At 67.2% G+C, this 21,378-nt stretch carries 17 protein-coding genes; 10 read left to right on the forward strand and 7 right to left on the reverse strand.

What is annotated here, in order from left to right:
* The first annotated feature begins 4 nt into the window (after positions 1-4).
* Both AC5JJ2_RS27620 and AC5JJ2_RS27625 read left to right on the forward strand, forming a co-directional pair.
* Positions 5-202, forward strand: a complete 198-nt coding sequence (locus AC5JJ2_RS27620) for a hypothetical protein (protein ID WP_495861285.1) — start codon at positions 5-7, stop codon at positions 200-202.
* Between the two features lie 72 nt (positions 203-274).
* Positions 275-943 carry a hypothetical protein gene (locus tag AC5JJ2_RS27625; protein WP_495861286.1) on the forward strand — a complete coding sequence of 223 codons (669 nt, stop codon included), beginning with the start codon at positions 275-277 and terminating at the stop codon, positions 941-943.
* 53 nt (positions 944-996) lie between these two features.
* Here the strand turns inward: AC5JJ2_RS27625 and AC5JJ2_RS27630 are convergent, their stop codons facing one another.
* Together AC5JJ2_RS27630 and AC5JJ2_RS27635 are read right to left on the reverse strand one after the other, a co-directional pair.
* Entirely contained in the window at positions 997-1,239 is a 243-nt protein-coding gene (locus tag AC5JJ2_RS27630; RefSeq protein ID WP_495861287.1) for a hypothetical protein, read from the reverse strand.
* 74 nt (positions 1,240-1,313) lie between these two features.
* A complete protein-coding gene (locus tag AC5JJ2_RS27635; protein ID WP_495861288.1) occupies positions 1,314-2,393 on the reverse strand; it encodes a sulfate/molybdate ABC transporter ATP-binding protein in 1,080 nt (359 codons plus the stop codon).
* Positions 2,394-2,513: 120 nt separating this feature from the next.
* Between AC5JJ2_RS27635 and AC5JJ2_RS27640 the strand changes: the two genes are divergently transcribed.
* Positions 2,514-3,905, forward strand: coding sequence for an ATP-binding cassette domain-containing protein (locus tag AC5JJ2_RS27640; protein WP_495861289.1), 1,392 nt, complete (start codon positions 2,514-2,516; stop codon positions 3,903-3,905).
* On the opposite strand, the gene AC5JJ2_RS27645 is transcribed toward AC5JJ2_RS27640, so the two are convergent.
* The gene (locus AC5JJ2_RS27645) at positions 3,850-4,467 is read right to left on the reverse strand and encodes an RsmD family RNA methyltransferase (RefSeq protein WP_495861290.1); all 618 of its coding nucleotides are present in this window, start codon (positions 4,465-4,467) and stop codon (positions 3,850-3,852) included. The two genes, AC5JJ2_RS27640 and AC5JJ2_RS27645, sit on opposite strands and share 56 nt — an antisense overlap.
* Positions 4,468-4,744: 277 nt before the next feature.
* On the opposite strand from AC5JJ2_RS27645, the gene AC5JJ2_RS27650 reads away from it, so the two are divergent.
* From AC5JJ2_RS27650 to AC5JJ2_RS27665, 4 genes are all read left to right on the forward strand, one after another.
* A complete protein-coding gene (locus AC5JJ2_RS27650) occupies positions 4,745-6,073 on the forward strand; it encodes a c-type cytochrome (protein ID WP_495861291.1) in 1,329 nt (442 codons plus the stop codon).
* 29 nt (positions 6,074-6,102) lie between these two features.
* Positions 6,103-7,173 carry a formylglycine-generating enzyme family protein gene (locus AC5JJ2_RS27655; protein ID WP_495861292.1) on the forward strand — a complete coding sequence of 357 codons (1,071 nt, stop codon included), beginning with the start codon at positions 6,103-6,105 and terminating at the stop codon, positions 7,171-7,173.
* A gap of 75 nt (positions 7,174-7,248) precedes the next feature.
* The gene (locus AC5JJ2_RS27660) at positions 7,249-10,524 is read left to right on the forward strand and encodes a glycosyltransferase (protein WP_495861293.1); all 3,276 of its coding nucleotides are present in this window, start codon (positions 7,249-7,251) and stop codon (positions 10,522-10,524) included.
* A gap of 11 nt (positions 10,525-10,535) precedes the next feature.
* Positions 10,536-12,536 (forward strand): glycosyltransferase family 4 protein, encoded by a 2,001-nt coding sequence (locus AC5JJ2_RS27665; RefSeq protein WP_495861294.1) that lies wholly within the window; start codon positions 10,536-10,538, stop codon positions 12,534-12,536.
* Here AC5JJ2_RS27665 and AC5JJ2_RS27670 read toward each other — a convergent pair.
* The 3 genes from AC5JJ2_RS27670 to AC5JJ2_RS27680 all read right to left on the reverse strand — a co-directional run bounded on the left by AC5JJ2_RS27670 (position 12,522) and on the right by AC5JJ2_RS27680 (position 15,968).
* Positions 12,522-14,306, reverse strand: a complete 1,785-nt coding sequence (locus tag AC5JJ2_RS27670) for a sensor histidine kinase (protein ID WP_495861295.1) — start codon at positions 14,304-14,306, stop codon at positions 12,522-12,524. The two genes, AC5JJ2_RS27665 and AC5JJ2_RS27670, sit on opposite strands and share 15 nt — an antisense overlap.
* A gap of 130 nt (positions 14,307-14,436) precedes the next feature.
* Entirely contained in the window at positions 14,437-15,162 is a 726-nt protein-coding gene (locus AC5JJ2_RS27675) for a response regulator transcription factor (RefSeq protein WP_495861296.1), read from the reverse strand.
* Positions 15,163-15,209: 47 nt separating this feature from the next.
* Positions 15,210-15,968, reverse strand: a complete 759-nt coding sequence (locus AC5JJ2_RS27680) for an RluA family pseudouridine synthase (protein ID WP_495861297.1) — start codon at positions 15,966-15,968, stop codon at positions 15,210-15,212.
* A 112-nt stretch (positions 15,969-16,080) separates the two neighbouring features.
* Between AC5JJ2_RS27680 and AC5JJ2_RS27685 the strand changes: the two genes are divergently transcribed.
* Complete coding sequence (locus AC5JJ2_RS27685; protein WP_495861298.1) at positions 16,081-17,091, forward strand: WD40 repeat domain-containing protein; 1,011 nt, start codon at positions 16,081-16,083, stop codon at positions 17,089-17,091.
* 104 nt (positions 17,092-17,195) lie between these two features.
* Here the strand turns inward: AC5JJ2_RS27685 and AC5JJ2_RS27690 are convergent, their stop codons facing one another.
* Positions 17,196-18,467, reverse strand: a complete 1,272-nt coding sequence (locus tag AC5JJ2_RS27690; RefSeq protein ID WP_495861299.1) for a Gfo/Idh/MocA family protein — start codon at positions 18,465-18,467, stop codon at positions 17,196-17,198.
* A 622-nt stretch (positions 18,468-19,089) separates the two neighbouring features.
* Here AC5JJ2_RS27690 and AC5JJ2_RS27695 point away from each other — a divergent pair.
* Together AC5JJ2_RS27695 and AC5JJ2_RS27700 are read left to right on the forward strand one after the other, a co-directional pair.
* Positions 19,090-19,929 carry a sugar phosphate isomerase/epimerase family protein gene (locus tag AC5JJ2_RS27695; RefSeq protein ID WP_495861300.1) on the forward strand — a complete coding sequence of 280 codons (840 nt, stop codon included), beginning with the start codon at positions 19,090-19,092 and terminating at the stop codon, positions 19,927-19,929.
* Positions 19,930-20,072: 143 nt separating this feature from the next.
* Positions 20,073-21,074 carry a glycosyltransferase family 2 protein gene (locus tag AC5JJ2_RS27700; protein ID WP_495861301.1) on the forward strand — a complete coding sequence of 334 codons (1,002 nt, stop codon included), beginning with the start codon at positions 20,073-20,075 and terminating at the stop codon, positions 21,072-21,074.
* The last annotated feature ends 304 nt before the right edge of the window (positions 21,075-21,378 follow it).

Here is a 21,378-nt window from a genome sequence, read left to right on the forward strand (position 1 = left end):
TCTCATGCGTCGCACGCTGTTGGCCGTCGTCGCGGCCGCGGTCCTCGCCGGGCCGTCGGCCGCGGACGAGGAGGCTTGCTACGGGACGAAGATCAACTTCAAGGACACGCCGAAGCTGGCCGCCGCGGCCGCGAAGGACCGGGAGAAGCTCGTCTTCATCCTGCACGTGTCCGGGCACTTTGAAGACCCGCGGTTCACCTGAAACAACGCCGAGGCGCTCCGTGCGAACGCCCTCAACAACCCCGAGGTCGGGAAGTACATCAACGCGAACTTCGTGTCCGCGTTCCAGAAGGTCGCGACGTTCCAGATCGTGAACGGACAGAAGCAGGGCGGCAACGTGGCCGCGTATTTCTGCGCCCAGGACGGCCGGGTGCTGCACGTCGTCGCCGGGCCGGTGGACGCGAAGACGATGCTGCGGGAGTCGAAGTGGGTGGTCGAAACCGTCCGCGCCGCGCTCAAGGAGGGCAAAGGCGACGGGGTGAAGTTCAAGCAACTCTTTCGCACGGCCCACGCGGAGAAGCTGAAGGCCGACACCGGGCTGGCGGTCGAGCCGGTGACGTTCGACCCGCCGGAGGTGATGGCCGACGGAGACGCGCTGACGTACCGCGACCCGTCCGGCCAGCCGCTGGCTCCGAAGCTGCCGCCGCCGCCGATCGACGGCCCGGACGTGCGGCTTCAGGAGAAGGAATTCAACGCCCGCCAGGACGCGGCGAACGCCGGGTTCGGCGCGCGGGCGGCCCTCGCGAAGGGGGGTAAGCGGGTCGTGGTGAACAACCAGGCCGTCGTCCACCAACTGCTCGCCGCCCACGCGATGACGAAGATCGAGAAGGTCTACGGCACGATCTTCGAGAACGTGCTCGGCGAGAAGGTCTCGACGAAGCCGGTGGTGGTCACGTCGCCGTTCTCGTGGGTGGACCGCGAAGGGAATCGACTGACGAAGTAACGCGAACGGCCCGCGGCGATGCCGCGGGCCGTTTCATTCGAGTCGATTCGTCGTTACGAGACGACCTTCTTCACGTCCTCGGCCGTGATCTGCGACGCCGGCTTGTTCAGCTTCACGCTCAGCCAGCTCATCACCGACGGGATGTAGGGCAGGCTGCCCTTCTTCACCAGTTCCGCCATCCGCTTGTCGCGGCTGGCCCGTTCCTTCCGCTTCAGCGCGCCGTTGACGGCCCGCGAAATCGCCGCGTTGTCGCGGGCGCGGTCCATGCGGCTCGCGGTGGACATACGATCTGCCATACCGACCTCGAAGGTAGAGTCTCGATCAAAATGGAAGTATAGGAACGCCGAGCCGGACGGCAAACACCGACGATCTAAATCGCGTAGTCCACGTCCGGCGTCGGCGCGCCGAAGAACTTGGCCGACTTCGGCGTCACGTAGACCTGGTCGCCGACCCGCAGGCTCAGCATCTTGTGTCGGTCCGGCGTCACGTCGATGTTGAGCATCAGCCCGAAGTCCGCGACCACGACCCGTACCTTCACCACCGACCCGGCCGGGTTGATGTGGACGACCTTCGATTGCAACGACTTCCCCGCCTCGGCCGCCTTCGACAGGTCCAACTCATGCGGGCGGACGAACACCGTCGCGTGCCCGGACGCCCCGTTCCCGACGCGGCCGTTGCCGATCGGCATTTCGAGGTGGCCGAGCAACACCCGGCCGCCCTCCATCCGGGCCGTGATGACGTTCACGTTGCCGAGGAAGTCCATCACGAACTCGTTCGCCGGGTGCTCGAACACCTCGGCCGGCGTCCCGATCTGCTCGACCCGGCCCTTGCTCATGATGACGACCTTGTCCGCGACCTCGAACGCCTCCGTCTGGTCGTGCGTGACGAAGATGCTCGTGACGTGGTACTCGTCGTGAAACTTCCGCAGCCACGCCCGGAGTTCCTCCCGCACCTTCGCGTCGAGCGCGCCGAACGGCTCGTCGAGGAGGATGACCTTCGGGTCCGGGGCGAGGGCGCGGACGAGCGCGATCCGCTGCTTCTGCCCGCCGGAGAGTTGCGACGGGTACCGCGGCCCCATCTCTTCGAGCCGCACCAGTTGCAGCAGCTCGTTCACGCGGTTGCGAATCCGCTCCTCCGGCCAGTGGCGGACGCGGAGGCTGAACGCGACGTTCTCGAACACCGTCATGTGCTTGAACAGGGCGTAGTGCTGGAACACGAACCCGACGTTCCGGTCGCGGGCCGACTGATCGGTGATGTCGTCGTCGTGGAACTGGACGACGCCGGCGTCGGCCGTCTCCAGCCCGGCAATGATCCGGAGCAGCGTCGTCTTGCCGGACCCGGACGGCCCGAGCAGCGCCACCAGCGACCCGGCCGGGGCTTCGACCGTCACGTCGTCGAGAACCTTCGTGGTATCGAAGCTCTTCGAGATGTTCTTCGCCAGGATGCTCATGTCGGCTCGTCGCACGCCCGTGCGGGGGAGGAAGCTATTGTTTTAGATATAAAGGGGCCGGTCGGGTTACCGCCGTTCTAACTTCCTGGGCCGCCTGTTGTGAATACCAGCTCCGGGCCGTTGATCGTTCTGGAAAACGCGACCATCGCCCGCGCCGGCGGGGAACCGATCCTCCGGGAGCTAAGTTGGACCGTCCGCGACGGCGAGACGTGGGCCGTCATCGGGCCGACGGCCGCGGGCAAGACGACGCTCGCCGAGACGCTGACAGGCCGCAATCGTGTAGTAGCGGGAAGCATCGAGTGGCCGATCGTGCAACTGGCCGGGGCGAAGTACCCGCACGAGGTCGTTCATCTCGTTTCTTTCCGGGAAGAGTCACGGCTGTTCAACTACGCCGGCAGCTACTACCAGCAGCGGTTCGAGTTCGCGGACGCGGAGCACCCGCTGTCGCTGGGCGACTACCTCCGCTCGCGGGTGACGGTGTCGGACGACGCGGTCCGGCGGATGGCCGAGCGGTTCGGCATCGCGGAGCAACTGTCACTAGCGATGATGAAACTGTCGAACGGCCAGACGCGGCGGGCGCGGATCGCGCGGGAGTTGTTACTACACCCACCGCTCCTGATCCTCGACGATCCGTTCGTAGGCATCGACGCGGAGGGCCGTGAGTCGCTGGTCAACTTGCTCGGCGAGTTCGTCTCAGCGGGCCAGCGTATGATCCTCGTCGTTCGCCCGGAGCAGGTTCCGGCGTGGGTGACACACCGATTGGAACTCGGCGAATCAACGACCGATGCGGAACCACGGCTGATAGCCGAACCGAGCGAGCAACCGCCGGGGCCGCCGATCGTAGAGTTAAACAACGTGACCGTCCGGCACGGCGGGAAGCCGATCCTGCAAGACGTGTCATGGACGGTCCGCGGCGGGGAGCGGTGGGCGCTCGTCGGGCCGAACGGCGCGGGCAAGACGACCTTGTTGGCGCTCGCGTGCGGCGACCACCCGCAGGCGTTCAGCAACGACGTGAAGTTGTTCGGCAAGCCGAGGGGCAGCGGCGAAACGATCTGGGACGTGAAGCGGCGGGTCGGGTTCGTGTCGCCGGAGTTCCACCTGTACTTCAGCGAACCGCTCTCCGCATTCGAGGCCGCGGCGACGGGGTTCCACGACGCACTGCTCTACCGCGAGGCGAGCGCCGCGGAGGCGGAACACGTGAAGGAGCTGTTCGAGACGTTCGGTGCGACGGCGATCCTTCTCCGCCAGTTCCGCCAGCTCTCGACGGGGCAGCAACGGCTCGTGTTGCTCATCCGTGCGCTCGTCAAGCGGCCGCCGCTGTTGATCCTCGACGAACCGTTTCAGGGATTGGACGCGCGAACGGCGAACCGCATCCGCGCCTGGCTCGACGAACACCTGACGCCGGAGCAGACGCTGATCTTCGTGACGCACCTGACGGACGAGATTCCGCGGACGGTCACGCGGACGCTTCAGCTGAAGGCGGGGCGGCGGGCGGGGCCTCCTTCACCTTGAACAGCAGCATGTTGCGGCCGTAGGTCCGCACGTCCCAGGTTTCCGGCTCGGGCAGCTCATCCGGCGGGAAGCCGTCCTCGGCCTGGATTGTCAGCACCGACTCGACGGGGGCCTTGTCCAACAGCGTCCGCACGAGTTGCAGGAAGGCGGGCAACTTCGCCGGGTCGAGGTCGGGGAAGGGGGGGCTGAGGAACAGGTTGACCGGCCCGGACTTCGCGGGCGGAACCCACCGCTCGGCCCACCGGTATCCGTCGGCCCGCAGCACCTGGACGCGGTCGGCCACGCCGAACCGGTCGGCGTACTTCTGAATCTCCGCCGCCTGCTTCGCGTTCCCCTCGATCAGCCGGGCCTCGGACGCGCCGCGGCTGACGGCCTCCAGCCCGATCACCCCGGTCCCCGCGAAGATGTCGTAGAACGGCCGGCCGGGGACGGCGTTGCCGAGGATGCTGAACAGCGCCTCGCGGACCATCTGCGGCGTCGGCCGCATCCCCTCGTGGACGATGGCGGTCACCTTCCGGCCGCGGAGCGTGCCGGCCACGATTCGGATTTCTGTCTTTTCCACGACGACCCCAGTGTCAAGAACCACCCACGACGACACGGAACCGTCGCCTGGGGTTCACTGTCACTATCGGACGGCCGACCGATCCTTACAAGGGATGCGCCCGACTTCCGAAGTCCGGCTTCGACTTCGGAAGTCGAACGTCGCGGCGGCCGTCGCGCGTGAGATCGGCCCCATATCCGCTCGACTTCCGAAGGCGAAGCCGGACTTCGGAAGTCGGGGTGTTGCCCTGCCCCTCTCCGTGCGGCTTATACTGGTATGGGTCCATGAGGAACGGCCGATGCACCGGACGGCGCTGATTGTCATGTTCGTCGGAATCGCGGCCCTGGTCGGCGGGACCGCGCCACCGCCGTCCGCGGAGCGCGGCAAGAAGTCGCTCGAAGGGACGGCGTTCATCCCGGCGTTCTGGCCGCGGGCGGCCTACGATCTCGCGTGGAAGGAGTGGGGCGTCGCCGAGAAGCCGAAGGACTACGCCGCCGCCTTCAACGACCGGTACGGGCTGCACCCGGCCCCGTACCCGAACGACGGGCTGCCGATGGGCCTCCGCGTCGCCCCGTATTTGCCGCTCGTGAAGGGCATCGGCCTCGACTGTATGATGTGCCACGGCGGAAGCATCATGGGCAAGAGCTACGTCGGCCTCGGCAACAGCTCGCTCGACATCCACGCGCTGTTCGAGGACCTGTACGTCGCCGGGAACATCCCGGCGAAGCTGCCGTTCACGTTCTGCCAGACCCGCGGGACGAACGAGGCCGGAGCGTTCAGCGTCTACCTGCTCGGCTACCGCAACGACGACCTGAGCCTGCGGGAGACGTTCCGCGACCTCGGCCTGAAGGACGACAGTTGCGAGGACGTGCCGGCGTGGTGGCTGCTCAAGAAGAAGAAGACGATGTACCACGTCGGGGCGACGGACGCCACGTCCGTGCGGTCGATCATGCAGTTCATGATGCACCCCCTCACGCTGGCGAAGGACTTCGAGAAGGCCGAGGGGCCGTTCCGCGACGTGCAGCAGTACATCAAGAGTATCGAGCCGCCGAAGTACCCGTTCGCGATCGACGACAAACTCGCGGAGCGTGGGCGGGAAGTGTTCGCCGAGAACTGCGCGAAGTGCCACGGAACCTACGGCGAGAAATGGACGTACCCGAACAAGGTCGTTTCTCTCGCGGAGGTCGGCACGGACCGCACGCGGTTCGACAACATCGGCACGAAGTTCGGCGAAGCCTACGCGGCCAGCTGGTTCGCGAAGGAAACGCCGCCGAAGCCGATCCGCGCGACCGAGGGTTACCAGGCCCCGCCGCTCGACGGCGTCTGGGCGACGGCCCCGTACTTCCACAACGGCAGCGTGCCGACGCTCGACGGCGTGCTGAACTCGAAGGCGCGGCCGAAGGTGTTCACCCGCTCGTTCCGTACCGGCGAGGACGACTACGACAAGGTCCGCGTCGGGTGGAAGGTCCGCGAGATCAAGCCGCCCGACCCGGCGGCCCCGGCGTTCGAGCGGCGGAAGGTTTACGACACGACGCAACCCGGCCGCGGCAACGGCGGCCACACCTACGGCGACGATTTGTCCGAAACCGACCGCCGGGCCGTCATCGAATACCTAAAAAAACTCTAGGTTCACAGCACTCCTTAGGTCCCGCACCGATGGCCGCCTCTCCCCCCGTCGCACCGGCGAACCGGTCTAGCCTCGTCCTGTTCTTGGCCCTCGGCATCCTCGCGGCCGCGGCGGTCGCCATCGCGGCCGTCGTCCTCAAGGACGACCGCCCGCCCCGGCCGGACGGCATGGTCTGGATTCCGGGCGGCGAGTTCGTGATGGGCTGCGCCGAGAGCCAGGACCAGGACGCGCCGCCCCACAAGGTTTCCGTGGGCGGCTTCTGGATGGACGAGACGGAAGTAACGAACGACGAGTTCACGAAGTTCGTCGCGGCGACGAACTATGTGACCGTCGCCGAGCGGAAGCCGTACCCGAACGAACTTCCCGCGAACGTGCCCGCGGCGAACAACGTCCCGTTCTCGGCCGTCTTCCGCTGCGCCGATTGCGACGCCAAGTCGTGCGACGAGGAAAACTCCCGGCTGGCGATGGCGAACAAACCGCAGCTCCCGCCGCCGTGGTGGGAGATGAGCGTGGGGGCGAGCTGGCGACACCCCGACGGGGCCAAGAGTACCATCGAGGGAAAGGGGAACTACCCGGCCGTTCACCTGTCGTGGGAGGACGCCGCCTCCTACGCGAAGTGGGCGGGGAAGCGGCTGCCGTCGGAGGCCGAGTGGGAGTTCGCCGCCCGCGGCGGGCTGAACGAGGCCACCTACGCCTGGGGCAACGACCCGCAGGGCAAGGACGGCAAGTACCACGCGAACACGTACCAGGGGCGGTTCCCGGCGACCGTCGAAGGTAAGGACGGATTCGCCGGCCTCGCCCCGGTCCGCTCCTTCTCGCCGAACGGGTACGGCCTCTTCGACATGAGCGGCAACGCCTGGGAGTGGGTCCAAGACTGGTACGCCGCGGACTACTACCAGATTAGCCCGAAGAAGAACCCGACCGGCCCGGCCGAGGGGTCGGCAGGGCCGGACGGCAAGCCGCAAAAGGTCCGCCGCGGCGGGTCGTTCCTGTGCGCCGACGAGTACTGCCGCCGCTACCTGCCGGGGACGCGGGACAAGGGAGCTACGGACGACTGCGCCTCCCACACCGGGTTCCGGTGCGTCAAGGACGCGAAGTAAGAGGGGTTGCGATCCCTGGGCCGGCGCGGTATATCGGGGCCATATCTCTACTTGCATCATCCCCAGGAAGTCGGCATGGACGCCGTGGACGCTTCCGATTTCACGCTCCACGTCGAGTGGATCGTCGAGCCGTACACCGGGCTGCCGCTGCTCGTCGTCGGCGGGCACGCGCCGTCCGCCGAGTGGAAGATTGATGTCCGATACGATGCCGAAACCGCCGTCACGATCGCGCCCAAGCTCCAACAGCAGCGGTTCCAGTTCGCTTCCCAACTCTTGATCGAGCCGACCGCGCGGGTGCGGGTCGTGGCCGTCGGGCCGAGTGAGATACCGCTGTTCGACGAGGCACTGGTCTACATCAACCGGCGGCCGTCGCACCCGCCGCGGGCCGAACGGGGACTCGTCTCGAAGCTCTTGCGCATGGCCCTCCGCGGCCCGCTGAGCCTGCTCACGGGCAAGGTGTTGACGAAGGCGTGGTGGTCGTTCCAAGCGAACCGCGTCGGCGAATTCCTGCGGAAGGTCCGGCAGAAGCTCCGCTACCGCGCGTTGAGCCGCCGCTACCACCCGCGGCCGATGCACGACTCGTTCGTCGAGCGGAGCGCCCTCACGCCACCGCTCCGGACGCAACTCGAACAGGACGGCCGACAGTTCGCTTACCGGCCGAAGGTCAGCATCCTGATGCCGGTCTACAACGTCCGGCCGGATTGGTTCCGCGCGGCCGTGGCGAGCGTGCAGGGCCAGATTTACGACAACTGGGAACTCTGCATCGCCGACGACGCGAGCACGAAGCCGGAACTGATCGCGGAGTTCGACCGGCTCCGCGACAAGCGGATCAAGCTGACGCGGCTGGCCCAGAACGGCCACATCTGCACGGCCACGAACACGGCCGCCGCCACCGCGACCGGGGAGTTCGTCGCCCTGTTGGACCACGACGACCTGCTCGCGCCGGACACGCTGCTGGAAGTCGTGCGGGCGCTCCAGACGACGCCGGACGCGGACCTGATCTACAGCGACGAGGACAAGATCGACGCGGCCGGCCGCCGGTACGACCCGCAGTTCAAGCCGGATTGGTCGCCGGAGTTAATCCTCAGTTACAACTACGTCAACCATTTTACGGTCATCCGGCGGAAGGCGTTCGAGGCGGCCGGCCGGTTCCGGGTCGGGTACGAGGGGTCGCAGGACCACGACCTGCTGCTTCGCGTCACCGAGCGGACCGACCGCGTCGTCCACGTCCCGAAGATTCTGTACCACTGGCGGGCGCACGCGGAATCGACGGCCCAGCGGGCGACGCAGAAGTCGATCGTCCACACGTCCGGCCGCCGGGCGGTCGAGGAGGCGCTGCAACGCCGCGGGATCGCCGCCGGGCTGTACGTGCCGGCGTTCGCGGAGCGACTCGGGCTGCCGGTCCTCGCACTGGACGGCGACGACAACGGGCCGAGCGTGGCCGTCATCGTCCACGGGGCCGACGCCGCGGCGACGGCACGGGCCGTGAAAGAGAACACGAGCTACCGGAACTTCACCGTCTACCTCGTCCTCGACGACGAGAACCCCGGCGACGCCTTGAACCGGATGGCCGCGGCCCGGACGGAGGACGTGCTGCTGTTCCTCGCCGCGGGCGTCGAGCCGGCGCACCCGAAGTGGCTGTCGCGGTTGGTGGCACACCTGCCGCTCACGGATGTCGGCGCGGTCGGCGGGTTGATCCGCACGCCCGCCGGCACGGTCGTTTCGGCCGGAACGGTGCTGGGCTTGCACGACGGGACCGGGCCGGGGAACGCCTGCCGCGGCGTGACGAAGGACGAGATCAGCTACTACTTCTACGCGGAAGTGACGCGGAACGTGGCGGCCGTCGGCCGCGGCTGCTTGCTCACGCCGCGGGCGACCTTCGAGGCGCTCGGCGGGTTCGACGCCGACCGGTTCGGGCTGACGCTGTTCGATGTCGATTACTGCACCCGGCTCCGCGGCCTGGGACTGCGGTGCGTCCACGTCGCCGGGGCGGAGTTGGCGGCGGCCGACGACGGCGACCGGACCGACGACCCGCTCGAACTGCTCGCGTTCAAGCGCGGCCACGGCCGGCCGGCGGACCCGTACTCGAACCCGCACTTCTCGGAAGCGGAAGCGTTCCGGCCGTCCGGTGACACCGCGGTGTCATTGCCGCGGGCGACCCGGCCGCTGCTGAAGGTCGTCGTGGCCGCGCACAACATGAACAACCCGGAGGGCGCGCCGCGCTACCTGTCCGAGATCGTGCTCGGGCTGCGGGACCGGCTGTCCGTCGAGCCGAGCCTCTGGTCGCCGCAGGGCGGGGCGGGGGAGGGCGTGTACGCAGCCGTCGGCGTGCCGGTGACGATCGCGGCCGGGCCGTGGGGCCAGCGGTTCGTGGACGGGCATTGGACCCGGAAGGAGTACGAGGCGGCGCAGAAGGAACTGATCGCGCACCTGAAGGCCCAGCGGCCGGACGCGGTGATCGCGAACACGCTGCTCACGTTCCCGATGGTCGAGGCGGCCGCTCGGCTCGGCATCCCGAGCGTCTGGATCATTCACGAGAGTTATTCGCCGAACGTGCTGGGGCGGCTGTTCAGCCCGTTCGGCCGGTGGCGGGCGGAGGCAGCGTTCGGGCTGGCGAGCCGCGTCGTCCCGGCGTCGCACGACACGGCGAAGCTGTTCCAGCACCTGAACACGCGGGGGAACTTCCGCGTCATCCACAACGGCATCCCGCCGCTGCCTCTCGCCCCGCGGGCGTGCGACCCGACGGCGAAGAAGCGCATCCTGTCCGTCGGCACGGTCTGCGCCCGCAAGGGGCAGCACACGCTGATCGAGGCGGCCGCGATCCTCGCGAAGACCCGCTCGGACTTCGTCGTCGATGTCGTCGGGATGCGGAATGTCGTGCCCTATGCCGCGTACATCCGGCAGCTGACCGCCCGGCGGAAGCTCGACGGCGTCGTGAACCTCGTCGGCGAGACGAACCAGGTGGCCGACTACTTCCACCGGGCCGACGTGTTCGTTTGCACGTCGTACATGGAAACCTTCAGCCGCTCGATTCTCGAGGCGGAAGCCTACGGCCTGCCGATCGTGACGACCAACTGTCAGGGGATCGACGAGCAGGTGAAGTGGGGGTTCAACGCGCTGCGGTTCGACCACGGCGACGCCCCGGCGCTCGCGGCGCAGCTGGCCCGCGTGCTGGACGACGACCGCCTCCGCGAGGGCATGGCCCGGCGGTCGCTCGCCCTGTTCGAGAACCACCTCAGCTACGACGAGATGCTCGACCGGTACGACCTGGTCGTCCGGTCGGCGGTCGGCGCGGCCGCGCTAACCCGCCTGCCCCCGAAGCCGGCCGCGGCCGCCCGCCGGGCCGCGTGATGAGGATGCCGATGCCGCTTGTCCGTCCCCGCTTGAACATCCGCCGCCGGCTCCGCGCGTACCTCGACGCCGCCCGCCGGGACTTTCACGATTGGTACCGGGGCGAAACCGAGGACACGTACTTCGACCTCCACGACCTCGGCATGCTGAACGGCGTGCTCGCAAGTTGCGGGTGCGCGCCGCTCACCGCCGACCCGCGGGAAGCGGACCGGGGCACGGCCGGGGCGATGCGGTACGTCCTGGGCTTGTTGGCGTCCGAGCGACGACTACGGCGCGGGTATTTGTCGGCGGACGACGACGGGGCTTTCGCCGGATGGGTCGCCACCTCGACCGGGTTGTCGCAAGCCGGGGCGGAGAACGTCCGCGCGGCTTCCGCGGCGGACCCGTCGGCCCGCGTGAAGCGCATCTTCGAGTTGCGGATGGACCTCCGAGAGGTGTGGCCGCTCGCCCTGACGCCGAAGCAGCGCGGGCAGTACCTACGGTGGCTGGTCACCTTCGGCCTCAAAGACTTCCAACTCACCCCCGAGCAAGCCGTCTGGTTCCACTTCGAGCAAGACGAAGACCCCAGCCGCGGGCTGGCCGCGAGCTACCGGCTGCACCCGGAGTGGCAGGCGGCCGTGCCGCACGGGCTGACGCGATTCGGGTGGGAACAACTCAAAGCATGGGTGAAGACGCGGTACGACTTCGACTGCCGATGGATCAACGCCGCGACGCTGCCGCCGCAGTTCCGGCCGTGGGACGAGTTACAATTCCTCCTGCTAGCCGAGCCGCGGTTGAGGGACACGTTCCCGGCGGACGCGGGCGAGCTAGTGGCGTGGGCCGCGCGGACGCCGCGGGTCGCGAAACACGCGGACCGGGCGTGGCTCGCCGCGCTCGCGGAGGACGTTCGCGACCGGTTGCCGACGCGCCAATCGGTCAACGTCCTCGGCCTGTTCCGCTACACGTCCGGGTTGCAGAACGCCGTCAAGAGCATGGTCGAGTCGCTCGCCAGCGTCGGCGTCCGCACTCACCTCCGGGACTACCCGGTGCTGTTCCTGCGCGAACCGCGGAACAAGCAGGACTTCAACGCCCTCGAACCGGCCGACGTGACGATCATCAACACCGGGATCGACGTGGCCGTCCGCGACGCGTACACGGCGACCGGCCTCCACCGGCGGGACGGCGTGCACCGCGTCGGCATGTGGTGGTGGGAACTCGAAGACGTGCCGGCCGCGTGGCTCGACCGCGGCGACGCGGTGGACGAGATTTGGGCCCCGACGCGGTTCATCGCCGGGGCGATGCGGAAGGCGTTCCGCAAGCCGGTCCACGCGATGCTGCCCGGCCTCGAACTGTCCGCGTTCGAGCCGCTGCCGAAGGAATACTTCGGCATGGACCGGACGCGGTTCACGTTCAGCTTCGTCTTCGACATGAACAGCCGGATGCAGCGGAAGAACCCGCTCGGCCTCATCGCGGCGTTCCGCCGGGCGTTCGCCCCGACGGACGCGGTGGAGCTGGTGGTCAAGGTGTCGCCGCCGGAGTCGTACTACCAGGACCAGTGGCAGCTGCTGCACGACGCGATCTCGGCGACGCCGAACGTGAAACTGCTCGACCGCGTGCTCACCCGCCCGGAACTCCTCGGCTTGCTCGACGCGTCGGACGCCTACGTCTCGCTGCACCGGTCGGAAGGGTTCGGCCTCACGTGCGCGGAGGCGATGCTGTTGGCGAAGCCGGTCGTCGCGACGAACTACTCCGGCAACCTCGACTTCATGACGAACGACAACAGCTACCTTGTCGATTACAAGCTCGTGCGGATCGAAGAGGGGATCGACCCCTACCCGAAGGGTGGGGTCTGGGCCGACCCGGACGTGGACCACGCGGCTAAGTTGATGCGCGACGTGTTCGACAACCGCGAGGTCGCCGCGGCGAAGGGGCGGCGGGCGAAGCAAGAGCTGTCGGCGAACCTCTCGGTTGTCGCGGCCGGGGAGCGGATGCGGGTGCGGTTGGAAGAGATTCGGCGGTCACGCGGCCGGTAGCAGCACCCGGAACGTGCTGCCCACGTCCGGCTCGCTCGCCACGTCGATCGACCCGCCGAGCCGCTCGACGTACTCCTTGACGATGGCCAGCCCCAGCCCGGCGTGAACGCCGGTCGCCGTCCGGGACGGGTCGGCCCGGTAGAACCGCTCGAAGATTTTCTCCCGCACGTCGGCCGTCATGCCGATGCCGGTGTCCTTCACCAGGAACTGGACGCCGTCCGGGTCGGCGGTCACGTCCAACTCGACCCGCCCGCCGGCCCGGTTGTACTCGACGGCGTTGTGCAGCAGGTTCGTCAGCACCTCGCGGAGCTTGTCCGGGTCGGTCGTCACCTCGATGGGACCGTCCGCGTGCAAGACGAACTTCAGGCCGTGGGCCTCGGCCAGCGGGCGGATCACGGCGGCGCAGCTCTCGGCGATGCCCGTCACGTCCGCGGGCACGGCCGACATTTTCGTCTGCCCGGCGTCCAGGTACGCCAGCGTCATCACCTTCTCGACCAGTTGGCCGAGTTGCTTCGTGATGCCCCGGCAGTCCTTGAGCGTCTGAAGGTACTGGTCGGCCGTGCGGGGCTTCCGGAGGGCCACGTCGAGCGTCGCGAGCAGCGACGCCACCGGCGTCCGCAGCTCGTGCGAGATGTCCGCGACCGCCTGCTTCTCCCGCTCGAACGCGGCCTTTAGTTGCTCGAGCGTTTCCGTGATCCGTTCGTGGATCGGCTGCAACTCCGTGCTCAGCTCCTCGCGGTTCACGGCGAGGTGGAAGTCCCGCTCCGAGACCATGCTCACGGCGTCCGACAGCCGGTTGAGCGGCGTCAGCCCGCGGCGGATGAGCCACGACGACCCGACGAGGCAGGCGAGGAACGTGCCGATGACCGTGACGCCGGTGATGAACCGAATCCAGCTGATCGTCCGCCGAATGTTCTCGCGGACGGTCTGCTTGTCGCGGTCGGCCTCGGCCCGGAACGTCGCGACCTTCTGCTCGAACTCCGTCGTCGGCCGGGCGACGTGGACGTAGACGAGCTGCAGGTCCGGGGACGGGGGCGGCGGGGGCGGCCCGGCCCGGTCCCGCGGCGGCGGCGGCCCGAACCGGCCGAACGCCAGGACCGGGATCGGCGTCTTGAACACGACCCGCCGGCCGTGCTGGCCCCTCGGCAGCGTCACGTCGTCGAACTGCCAGTCCTCCAGGACCTTGTCGAACCCCCGCCGGTGGAACGGCAGCGTGTACCCGGCCGCCATGAGGTTCTCCGACCGCCGGGTGCTGCTGAACGGGCCGCTGATCTGGACGTAATCCGTCATCCGTTCGTCGCTGTCCAGCGGCTTGAGGAACAGTTCGTCGAGCCGCAGGTTCGAGAGGTAGGACCGCAGGAGCGACCAGAACAGCGACGGCTGGTTCGGCCCCGACGACCGCCGCGGTTGCGGGGCGATGCCGCTGTGCCACGTCGCCGCCCACAGCCCGTGCGTCGGGCCGAACCCGGCCATGTACGTGTGGAGGATGACGTTGTTGAACTTCCGCGTGTCCACGTCCGACTGCGGCAGGTACTCCGTCCGGGCGATCCGGCCGATCATCCGGGCGTGCGTCAGCAGCTCCTGCTCGAACTTGTCCCGCTCGCCCTTGATCCGCTCCTCCGTTCGCAAGTCGGCCGCCTCGAACGAGGACTTCTCCCGCTCGGACAGGGCGTGGACGACGACGCGGTCGGCGAGGAACGTGACGAGGCCCAACCCGATGGCGAGCAAGGTGAGGAAGTACACGATCAATAACGAGCGGGTCGATCGCATGACGCGGACCTGCGATGAATTCAGCCGGTCAAATAAATGTAGCCGACGGCGGCCGGCGGGGTTCTGCGAGTCTGAACCCCGCCGCCGGTTACGTGATCGACCCGCGAACTGCGGACGGCTCCGACTCCGTTCAGCCCTTCCGCTTCGCTTCCTTCTCCTTGCCTTCCTTCACCGGCGGCGGGTCGTCGTCCCCGCGGAGCATGTACCCCTCGCCCCACCGGGTCAGGATCAGGGCCGGCTCGAACCCCTTGTCGATCTTGTTCCGCAGGTAGCGGATGTACACGTCCACGACGTTCGACGTGTTCTCGTCGTACTCGTCGTACAGGTGCTCCCAAATCATCGTCCGCGTGACGACCTTCCCCCGGTGGAACGCGAGGAACTCCAATAGGGCGTACTCGCGGGGAGTCAAGTGGATCGACTGCCCGGCCCGCGTCACCCGGCGGGCGGCGGTGTCCAGGTTCAGGTCGTAAATCTTGATGATCGGGTCTTTGACCTGATGGCTGCGGCGGACGAGCGCCCGCAGTCGGGCGAGCAGCTCGTCCAGCTCGAACGGTTTCGTCAGGTAGTCGTCCGCCCCGGAGTCCAACCCGACGACCTTGTCGCCGAGCGTCGTCTTGGCCGTGAGCATCAGGACGTGGGTCGTGATGCCGGCCTGCCGCCACCGCTTCAGGAGCGTCAGCCCGTCCACCTTCGGCAGCATCACGTCGAGGACGATCACGTCGTACTGGGTCGTCCGTGCCTTGGAATCCGCCTCCTCGCCGTCGAGGGCGGCGTCCACGGCGAACCCTTCCTCCTCCAGCCCTTGCCGGAGGGCCTTCGAGAGGGCGACCTGGTCTTCGACAAGCAGTACCCGCACGCGTGGACCCTCGGGCGCGTCATCGGATGGATTCATTAAATCCTTTATCATCCGCCCGATGAAGGGGTTATGAGAGTGTCCGAGCGATTTTCTGAAGAAAGGCTGAGAGGCTTCCAGTCGTCCGACAGGGGGGCTTCGATCACGAGCCGTTGCTTCGTGAACGGGTGATCGAGTTCGAGCCGGCGGGCGTGCAAGGCGATGACGCGGTCCCACGATTGCTCCGAATGCGGGCCGAACGGCGGGGCGTCGGCATAGGTCGAGTCGCCGAAGACGGGGTGGCCGCGCCACGCGGACTGGACCCGCAGCTGGTGCATCCGCCCGGTGAGCGGCCGCAGTTCGAGGAGCGTGCCGCCGGGGATCGGTTGCAGCACGCGGTAGTCGAGCGTGGCGAGCTTCGCCCCCGGTTCGTTCGGTTCCGCGCGGACGGTGCGGGACTCGTCCTGGACCTTGCGAATCCAGTCCTCCCACCGGCCGGCCTCCGGGCTGACCGTCCCGGCGACGGCGGCCCAGTAGACCTTGTTGACGGTGCGGTGCTCGAACTGGGCGTGGACCCGTTGGGCCGCCTTCGAGTTGCGGGCGAAACAGACGACGCCGGACACCGGGCGGTCGAGCCGGTGCGGCACGCCGAGGTAGACGCCGGCGGGCTTGGCGTACTTCTCCTTGATGTATCCCTTCACCATCGCTTCGAGGCTCGGCAGGTGCGGCGGGGCCTGCGTCAAGAGCGGGGCCGGCTTGTTGACGATGACGAGGTGATGGTCCTCGAACAGGATGCGGGCGGGGTCGATTGAGGGAAACAAGATTTCCATCGAGTTCGTCTAACGGATCGGCGGTTGGAAAGCGAGGGCAGCGTTTTTGTTTGCATCGAGTCTGGCATCAAGTTAAGTTGCCGTTCTACGTTTTGCGAACCGAGGGAAGCTAATGACTCGCCCCATCTGTCTACTTGCGGTTGTCGTAGGGTTGACCTCCTTGTCCATCGCCGCCGACCCGCCGAAGTCTGTTACCGCTTCAGAGTTCTACAAGGTGAGGACCGGCCAGTTGGCCGTTTTCAGCGGGCACGAGGGCCCCGTCCGTGGTGTGAGTTTCTCGGCCGACGGCAAATCCCTCTACACCGGAGGGCACGACAAAACGCTCCGGGTTTGGGACCTCGTCTCGGGCAAGGAAACGAATTCGATCGAACTGAAGAAGGGTCGCGTGGCGGGCATGGCAACCTTGCCTGTCAAGCAGGGGAAGACGGTCCGAAAAACGCTGGTGGCCGTAGCTTCGACGATCGACCAAGAAGGCACGTTCCTCTGGGACCCGGCCGCCAAGTCGTACAGTCGGAGCCTGCCTGGCATCGGCCACGATAGCGGGCCCGTCGCGGCCGCGGCCGGGGGTCAGTATCTCGCCGGCACGCACGGGAACGGCACAATAGAGGTCTGGGACACCAAGACCGGCCAACGAATCCGGAGTATCGATCCGAACGCACGGGCGAAGGCCGTCGCGCTTTCAGCGGACGGTAAGGTGCTCCTCTGTGCGACCGAAAAAGTTGTGCGTTGCTACGACGTGGTCAAGGGAAAACTACTCACCAAGCACATGCTCGACTCAGTCGTTTCGTCCTTGACCTTCAGCCCAGATGACAAGCAGTTCGCGGCCGCGGCGATAGACGGGACCGTGGGCGTCTTCGACTACTCGACCGGCAAGGTACTACAAACGTTGAAAGGCCACCGCGGTTCCGTTTCCGCGGTGACTTTCACGCCGGACGGCAAGCGATTGGTTTCGGGCGGCGCGGACAAGAGTGTGAGGGTCTGGGATCCTTCGACCGGGGACGCACTTCCGGTCATCGGGGAACATCGTGGCCCTGTCACGTCGATAGCGGTTTCCTTCGACGGAATGTTCGTGGCGACCGGCAGCGAGGATGAAACGGCCATCCTCTGGAAAGTTCCGCAATAGAGCAGGCGTCGCTCGCTTAGTTGATTGAATCCGCAGATGGACCATGGCCCGAACCCGATCGCCCGATGACGAATCGCGACTGATTCCACCGCGGCCGACGACCGCTACACCGCCCACCCCTTGCGGTACTCGCGGCCGAGGAACGGTTTCGCCTTCGCCGTGTTCGTCACGGTCGCGGCCGCGGCGTCCCAGGTGATCGCCTCGCCGGTGCGGTACGCCACGTTGCCGAGCAGCACGGCTTCTGTCAGCCGGCCGCTGTACTCGAAGTTGCACGTCGTCGGGCCGCCGTTGCGGATCGCGTTCAGCCACTCCGCGTGGTGGCCGATCGACTTCGTGATCGACGGCTCCGGCTTCGTCACCGCCTTCGCGAACTCGTCCGGCAGCAGCATGTGCTTCGAGTAGTCGGCGACCAGCTTCCCCTTGTCCCCCTCGAACAGCACGCCCGAGCCGTACTTCTCGAACCGCACCGAGCCGTCGAGCGACGGGCCGGCCGTGCCGTGGTACCACGTCAGATGCACGCCGGGGAACTGGTAATCGACCTGCATCACGTCCGGCGTCGTGTTGTCGCCGGTGTACGTTTTCTTGCCGGTCGCGGTCACGCTCGTCGGGGCGGTCAGGTCGAGCGCCCAGAACGGGAGGTCCATGTAGTGGCAGCCGAGGTCCGCGAGCGTGCCACCGCCGAACTCCCACCACCACCGCCAGTGGAAGTGCGGCCACTCGAAGTTCCAACTCGACTTGTTCATCTTCGCCTCGAAGAACTCGACCGGGGCCGGGCCGACCCAGAGATCGAGGTCGAACTTCGCGGACGGCTTCGTGCCGGTTTTCGCGCCACCGACCGGCCGGCTGCTGTTCCAGACGTGGACGCGGTTCACCTTCCCGAGCAGGCCGGACTTCACGACCTCGACGACCCGGCGGTAGTTGTCCTCGGCGTGGATTTGCGTGCCCATCTGCGTGACGAGCTTCGTCCCCTTCAGCGTCTCTCGCACGGCCCGCACCTCGGCGACCGAGTGGCACAGCGGCTTCTCGCAATAGACGTGCTTGCCGAGTTTCAGCGCCGTCAGCGTGGCGTGCGCGTGGACGTGGTCCGGCGTGCTAATCACGACCGCGTCGATCTTGTTCGCGAGCTTGTCGAAGAGCTGCCGATAGTCGGTGAAGAACTCGGCCTTCGGGAACTGGCCGCGAGCCTTCGCGGCGTTGGCCGGGTCCACGTCGCAGACCGCGACGATCTCCTCCTTCTCGACCCCCTTGAGGTTCGCGGCACCGCGGTTCGCCGGGCCGATGACGGCGAGGCGGACGGCGTTCGTGGCGGCCCAAGTCCGGGGGGCGAACGTGGCGGTGGCGGCGGTGGCGGCGAGGAAACGACGACGATTCAACATGAGGAAGTGCTCCCGAAGGCGTGAATGGGAGCAAGTATACCGGGGTGCGGAACGAAGTGCGAGAAAACTCAACCAGGGGCCGGATACGGCGTGTGGGCGATCACGCCGATCCGGTCCCCTGGGAATCACTCCGGGGCGAACGGAGCTTTTATCCAATCGCGAAACGCGAGGTGTGCGAGTCGGGCGGGATGCGTCCCATCAACGCACCCCGCCCTGGCTGGGCGAGCCTGGGCGACTCTTCCGGGCGAACCAACTGGGCGAATCCAAGCGAGTCATCGGGCGAGGGCGAGTGAGCTGGGCGACTCACACGGGGCGAGATATATGCACTGGCGATGCCAGAATTGATATTGTACCGTCATATTTTCCATAAATTGATTTCAAATAATGATTTAAATTCTTTATGAGTGGTTCGTCATTTATTCCACAACCTGTGAATAACGTCGGGAATCCCGACGAAAAGTGTCGGACACCGACAAGATACCCGATTTCCAGACACGGGATTTCGGACGCCCGCCACCCTTAGGCGAGCCCGGTGATCGCGCCGAAACTTCGGCCGGTTGTTGCCACATTCGTCCCCGCTCGTTTATGATGGCCCGCACGTCACCCCCACCGAGAACCCGCCATGTCCATCGAACCCCTCGCCGTCGGCGTGTGCAGTTGGTCGCTCCAGGTGAAGTCCATCCCCGAACTCAAGGGCTTCCTCGACCGGCTTGGCATTGACGTGGTGCAGATCGCCTGCGGCGACCCTCACCACGCCTCCTGGGACGAGGGAGACGACATGCCGAAGGCGGCGAAGGCAGCCGGGTTCCGCATGAGCGGGACGATGCTCGGCTTCCCCGGCGAGGACTACACGACGCCGCAGACCATCGAGAGGACCGGCGGGTTCGGCGACCCGGCGACCCGGCCCGGGCGGTTGGAGACGTTCAAGTGGGGCCTCCAGCGAACGCTCGACCTCGGCCTCGCGGACATGATGCTGCACGCCGGGTTCATTCCGGAGGTCGGCGACCCCGGCCGGAAGGCGTTCCTGGACACGCTCGCGTACGTCGCGGACCTGGCCCAGGCCCAGGGCGTGACCGTCGCGTTCGAGACGGGGCAGGAGTCCAGCAAGCTCCTCCGCCGGACGCTGGACGACTTGAAGTGCCCGAACCTGAAGGTGAACTTCGACCCGGCGAACATGCTGCTCTACGACAAGGACGACCCCCTCGCGGCCGTCGAGTTGCTCGCCCCCGACATCCGCAGCGTCCACGTCAAGGACGCGAACCGGCCGACGATGAAGGGGGCGTGGGGCGAGGAAGTCCCGCTCGGCACGGGGCAGACGAACACGCGGAAGTTCGTGGAGACGCTGAAGACGGTCGGCTACCGCGGGCCGCTGTGCATCGAGCGCGAGGTCGGGACGCAGGCCGACCGGTTCCGCGACATCGAGCACGGGGTGAGGTTCTTGCGGGCGAGCGTCGGGGCGTAAGCCCGACGTGGCTTCCCCACGGGCATCGAGCATTACTTCATCGACAATCGCCACCGCGGGCGTGTTGCCACGTCGGGCTTACGCCCCGACGCTCGCCCGGTTCGGCTTGACTACCTTGCCCATTTCCCGGTACACCTCGCATCATGCGGACGTTGCCGGAGCCTGTCGTTGATCTCGCCGCCGACGTGCGGCCGGTCGTGTCCGTTTGCATCGCGAACTGGAACTGCCGCCAGATGCTGCACGGCTGCCTCGCGTCCCTGCTCGACCAGGACCAGGGCGTGCCGTTCGAGGTGATCGTCGTCGATAACGCTTCCACCGACGGCGCGAGCGAGATGGTCGCCCGCGACTTCCCGCAGGTTCGACTCATCCAGAACGACACGAACGCCGGGTTCAGCAAGGCGAACAACCAGGCCGCGCGGGTCGCCCGCGGCAAGTACCTCTTCTTCCTGAACAACGACACGCTCGTGCCGGAGAACACGCTCGGCGACTTCGTCGCGTTCGCCCGCGCCAACCCGACCGTCGGCATGGCCGGCCCGCGGCTGCGCGGCGGCGACGGCGAATTGCAAATTTCTTACCGGGCCAAGCCGACGCTCGGGGCGCTCTTGCACCGCGTCAGCCTACTCCGGTGGACCGGCCTCTTCCGCCGCTCCTACTACGAGTACCGGCGGGACTCGTTCAACCCGGACGGCGTTCACTCCGTTGACGTGCTGATGGGGGCGGCCGTGTTCCTGCCGCGGGAGGCGTTCGACACGTCCGGCCACTGGGACGAGACATATCGGTTCGGCGGCGAAGACCTCGACCTGTCCACGAAGGTCGGCCGGACGCACGCGGTCGTGTACGTCGGCAGCGTGGAGGTCGTCCACTTCGGCCGCGTCGCGAGCCGGGCGAACGTCGGGTTCGCGTCCCCGAACGTGGCCATCGGGTACGTCCACTACTTCCGCAAGAACGGCGTCAGCCGCGGCGGGCTGCGGCTGTACAAGTTGTTGGTCACGTTGGACGCGCCGGTGCAGGCCGCGGTGAAGGTGGTGCAGGGGAGCTTCCGGTGGCTGCGGCGGGACTGCGAGAAGGCCGAGAAGAGCTTCCTCGCCGCCCGCGGCCTGTGGCACTTCTTGACGCGGGAACTCGTCCGGTTCTGGCGGGCCTGACTCCCGCGTCCGCCCTCGTCCCAATTCGATCTTGAACCCGTTGTTTTGGACCGGGGCCTCTCGTCACGGAGGGGTGTGCTTGATTCCCCCTTCCGGCCGCTCTAGAATTCCGCAGTTTCACGCGGCCGGCGGGCGCAGTTGGTGGTGGCACGGCAGGCGCATATGATGGCGTTACCACGATTCGCACGAGCCTCGACACCGCGCGATAACTTGACTTCCGAAATCCGGGCGACGGGACGGTCGGCACCGCGCTAAGAATAGGCCCGGGGGTTTCGGACTGGCCTCCGAAGGGAGACGGCACACG

Source organism: Limnoglobus sp., assembly GCF_059499385.1.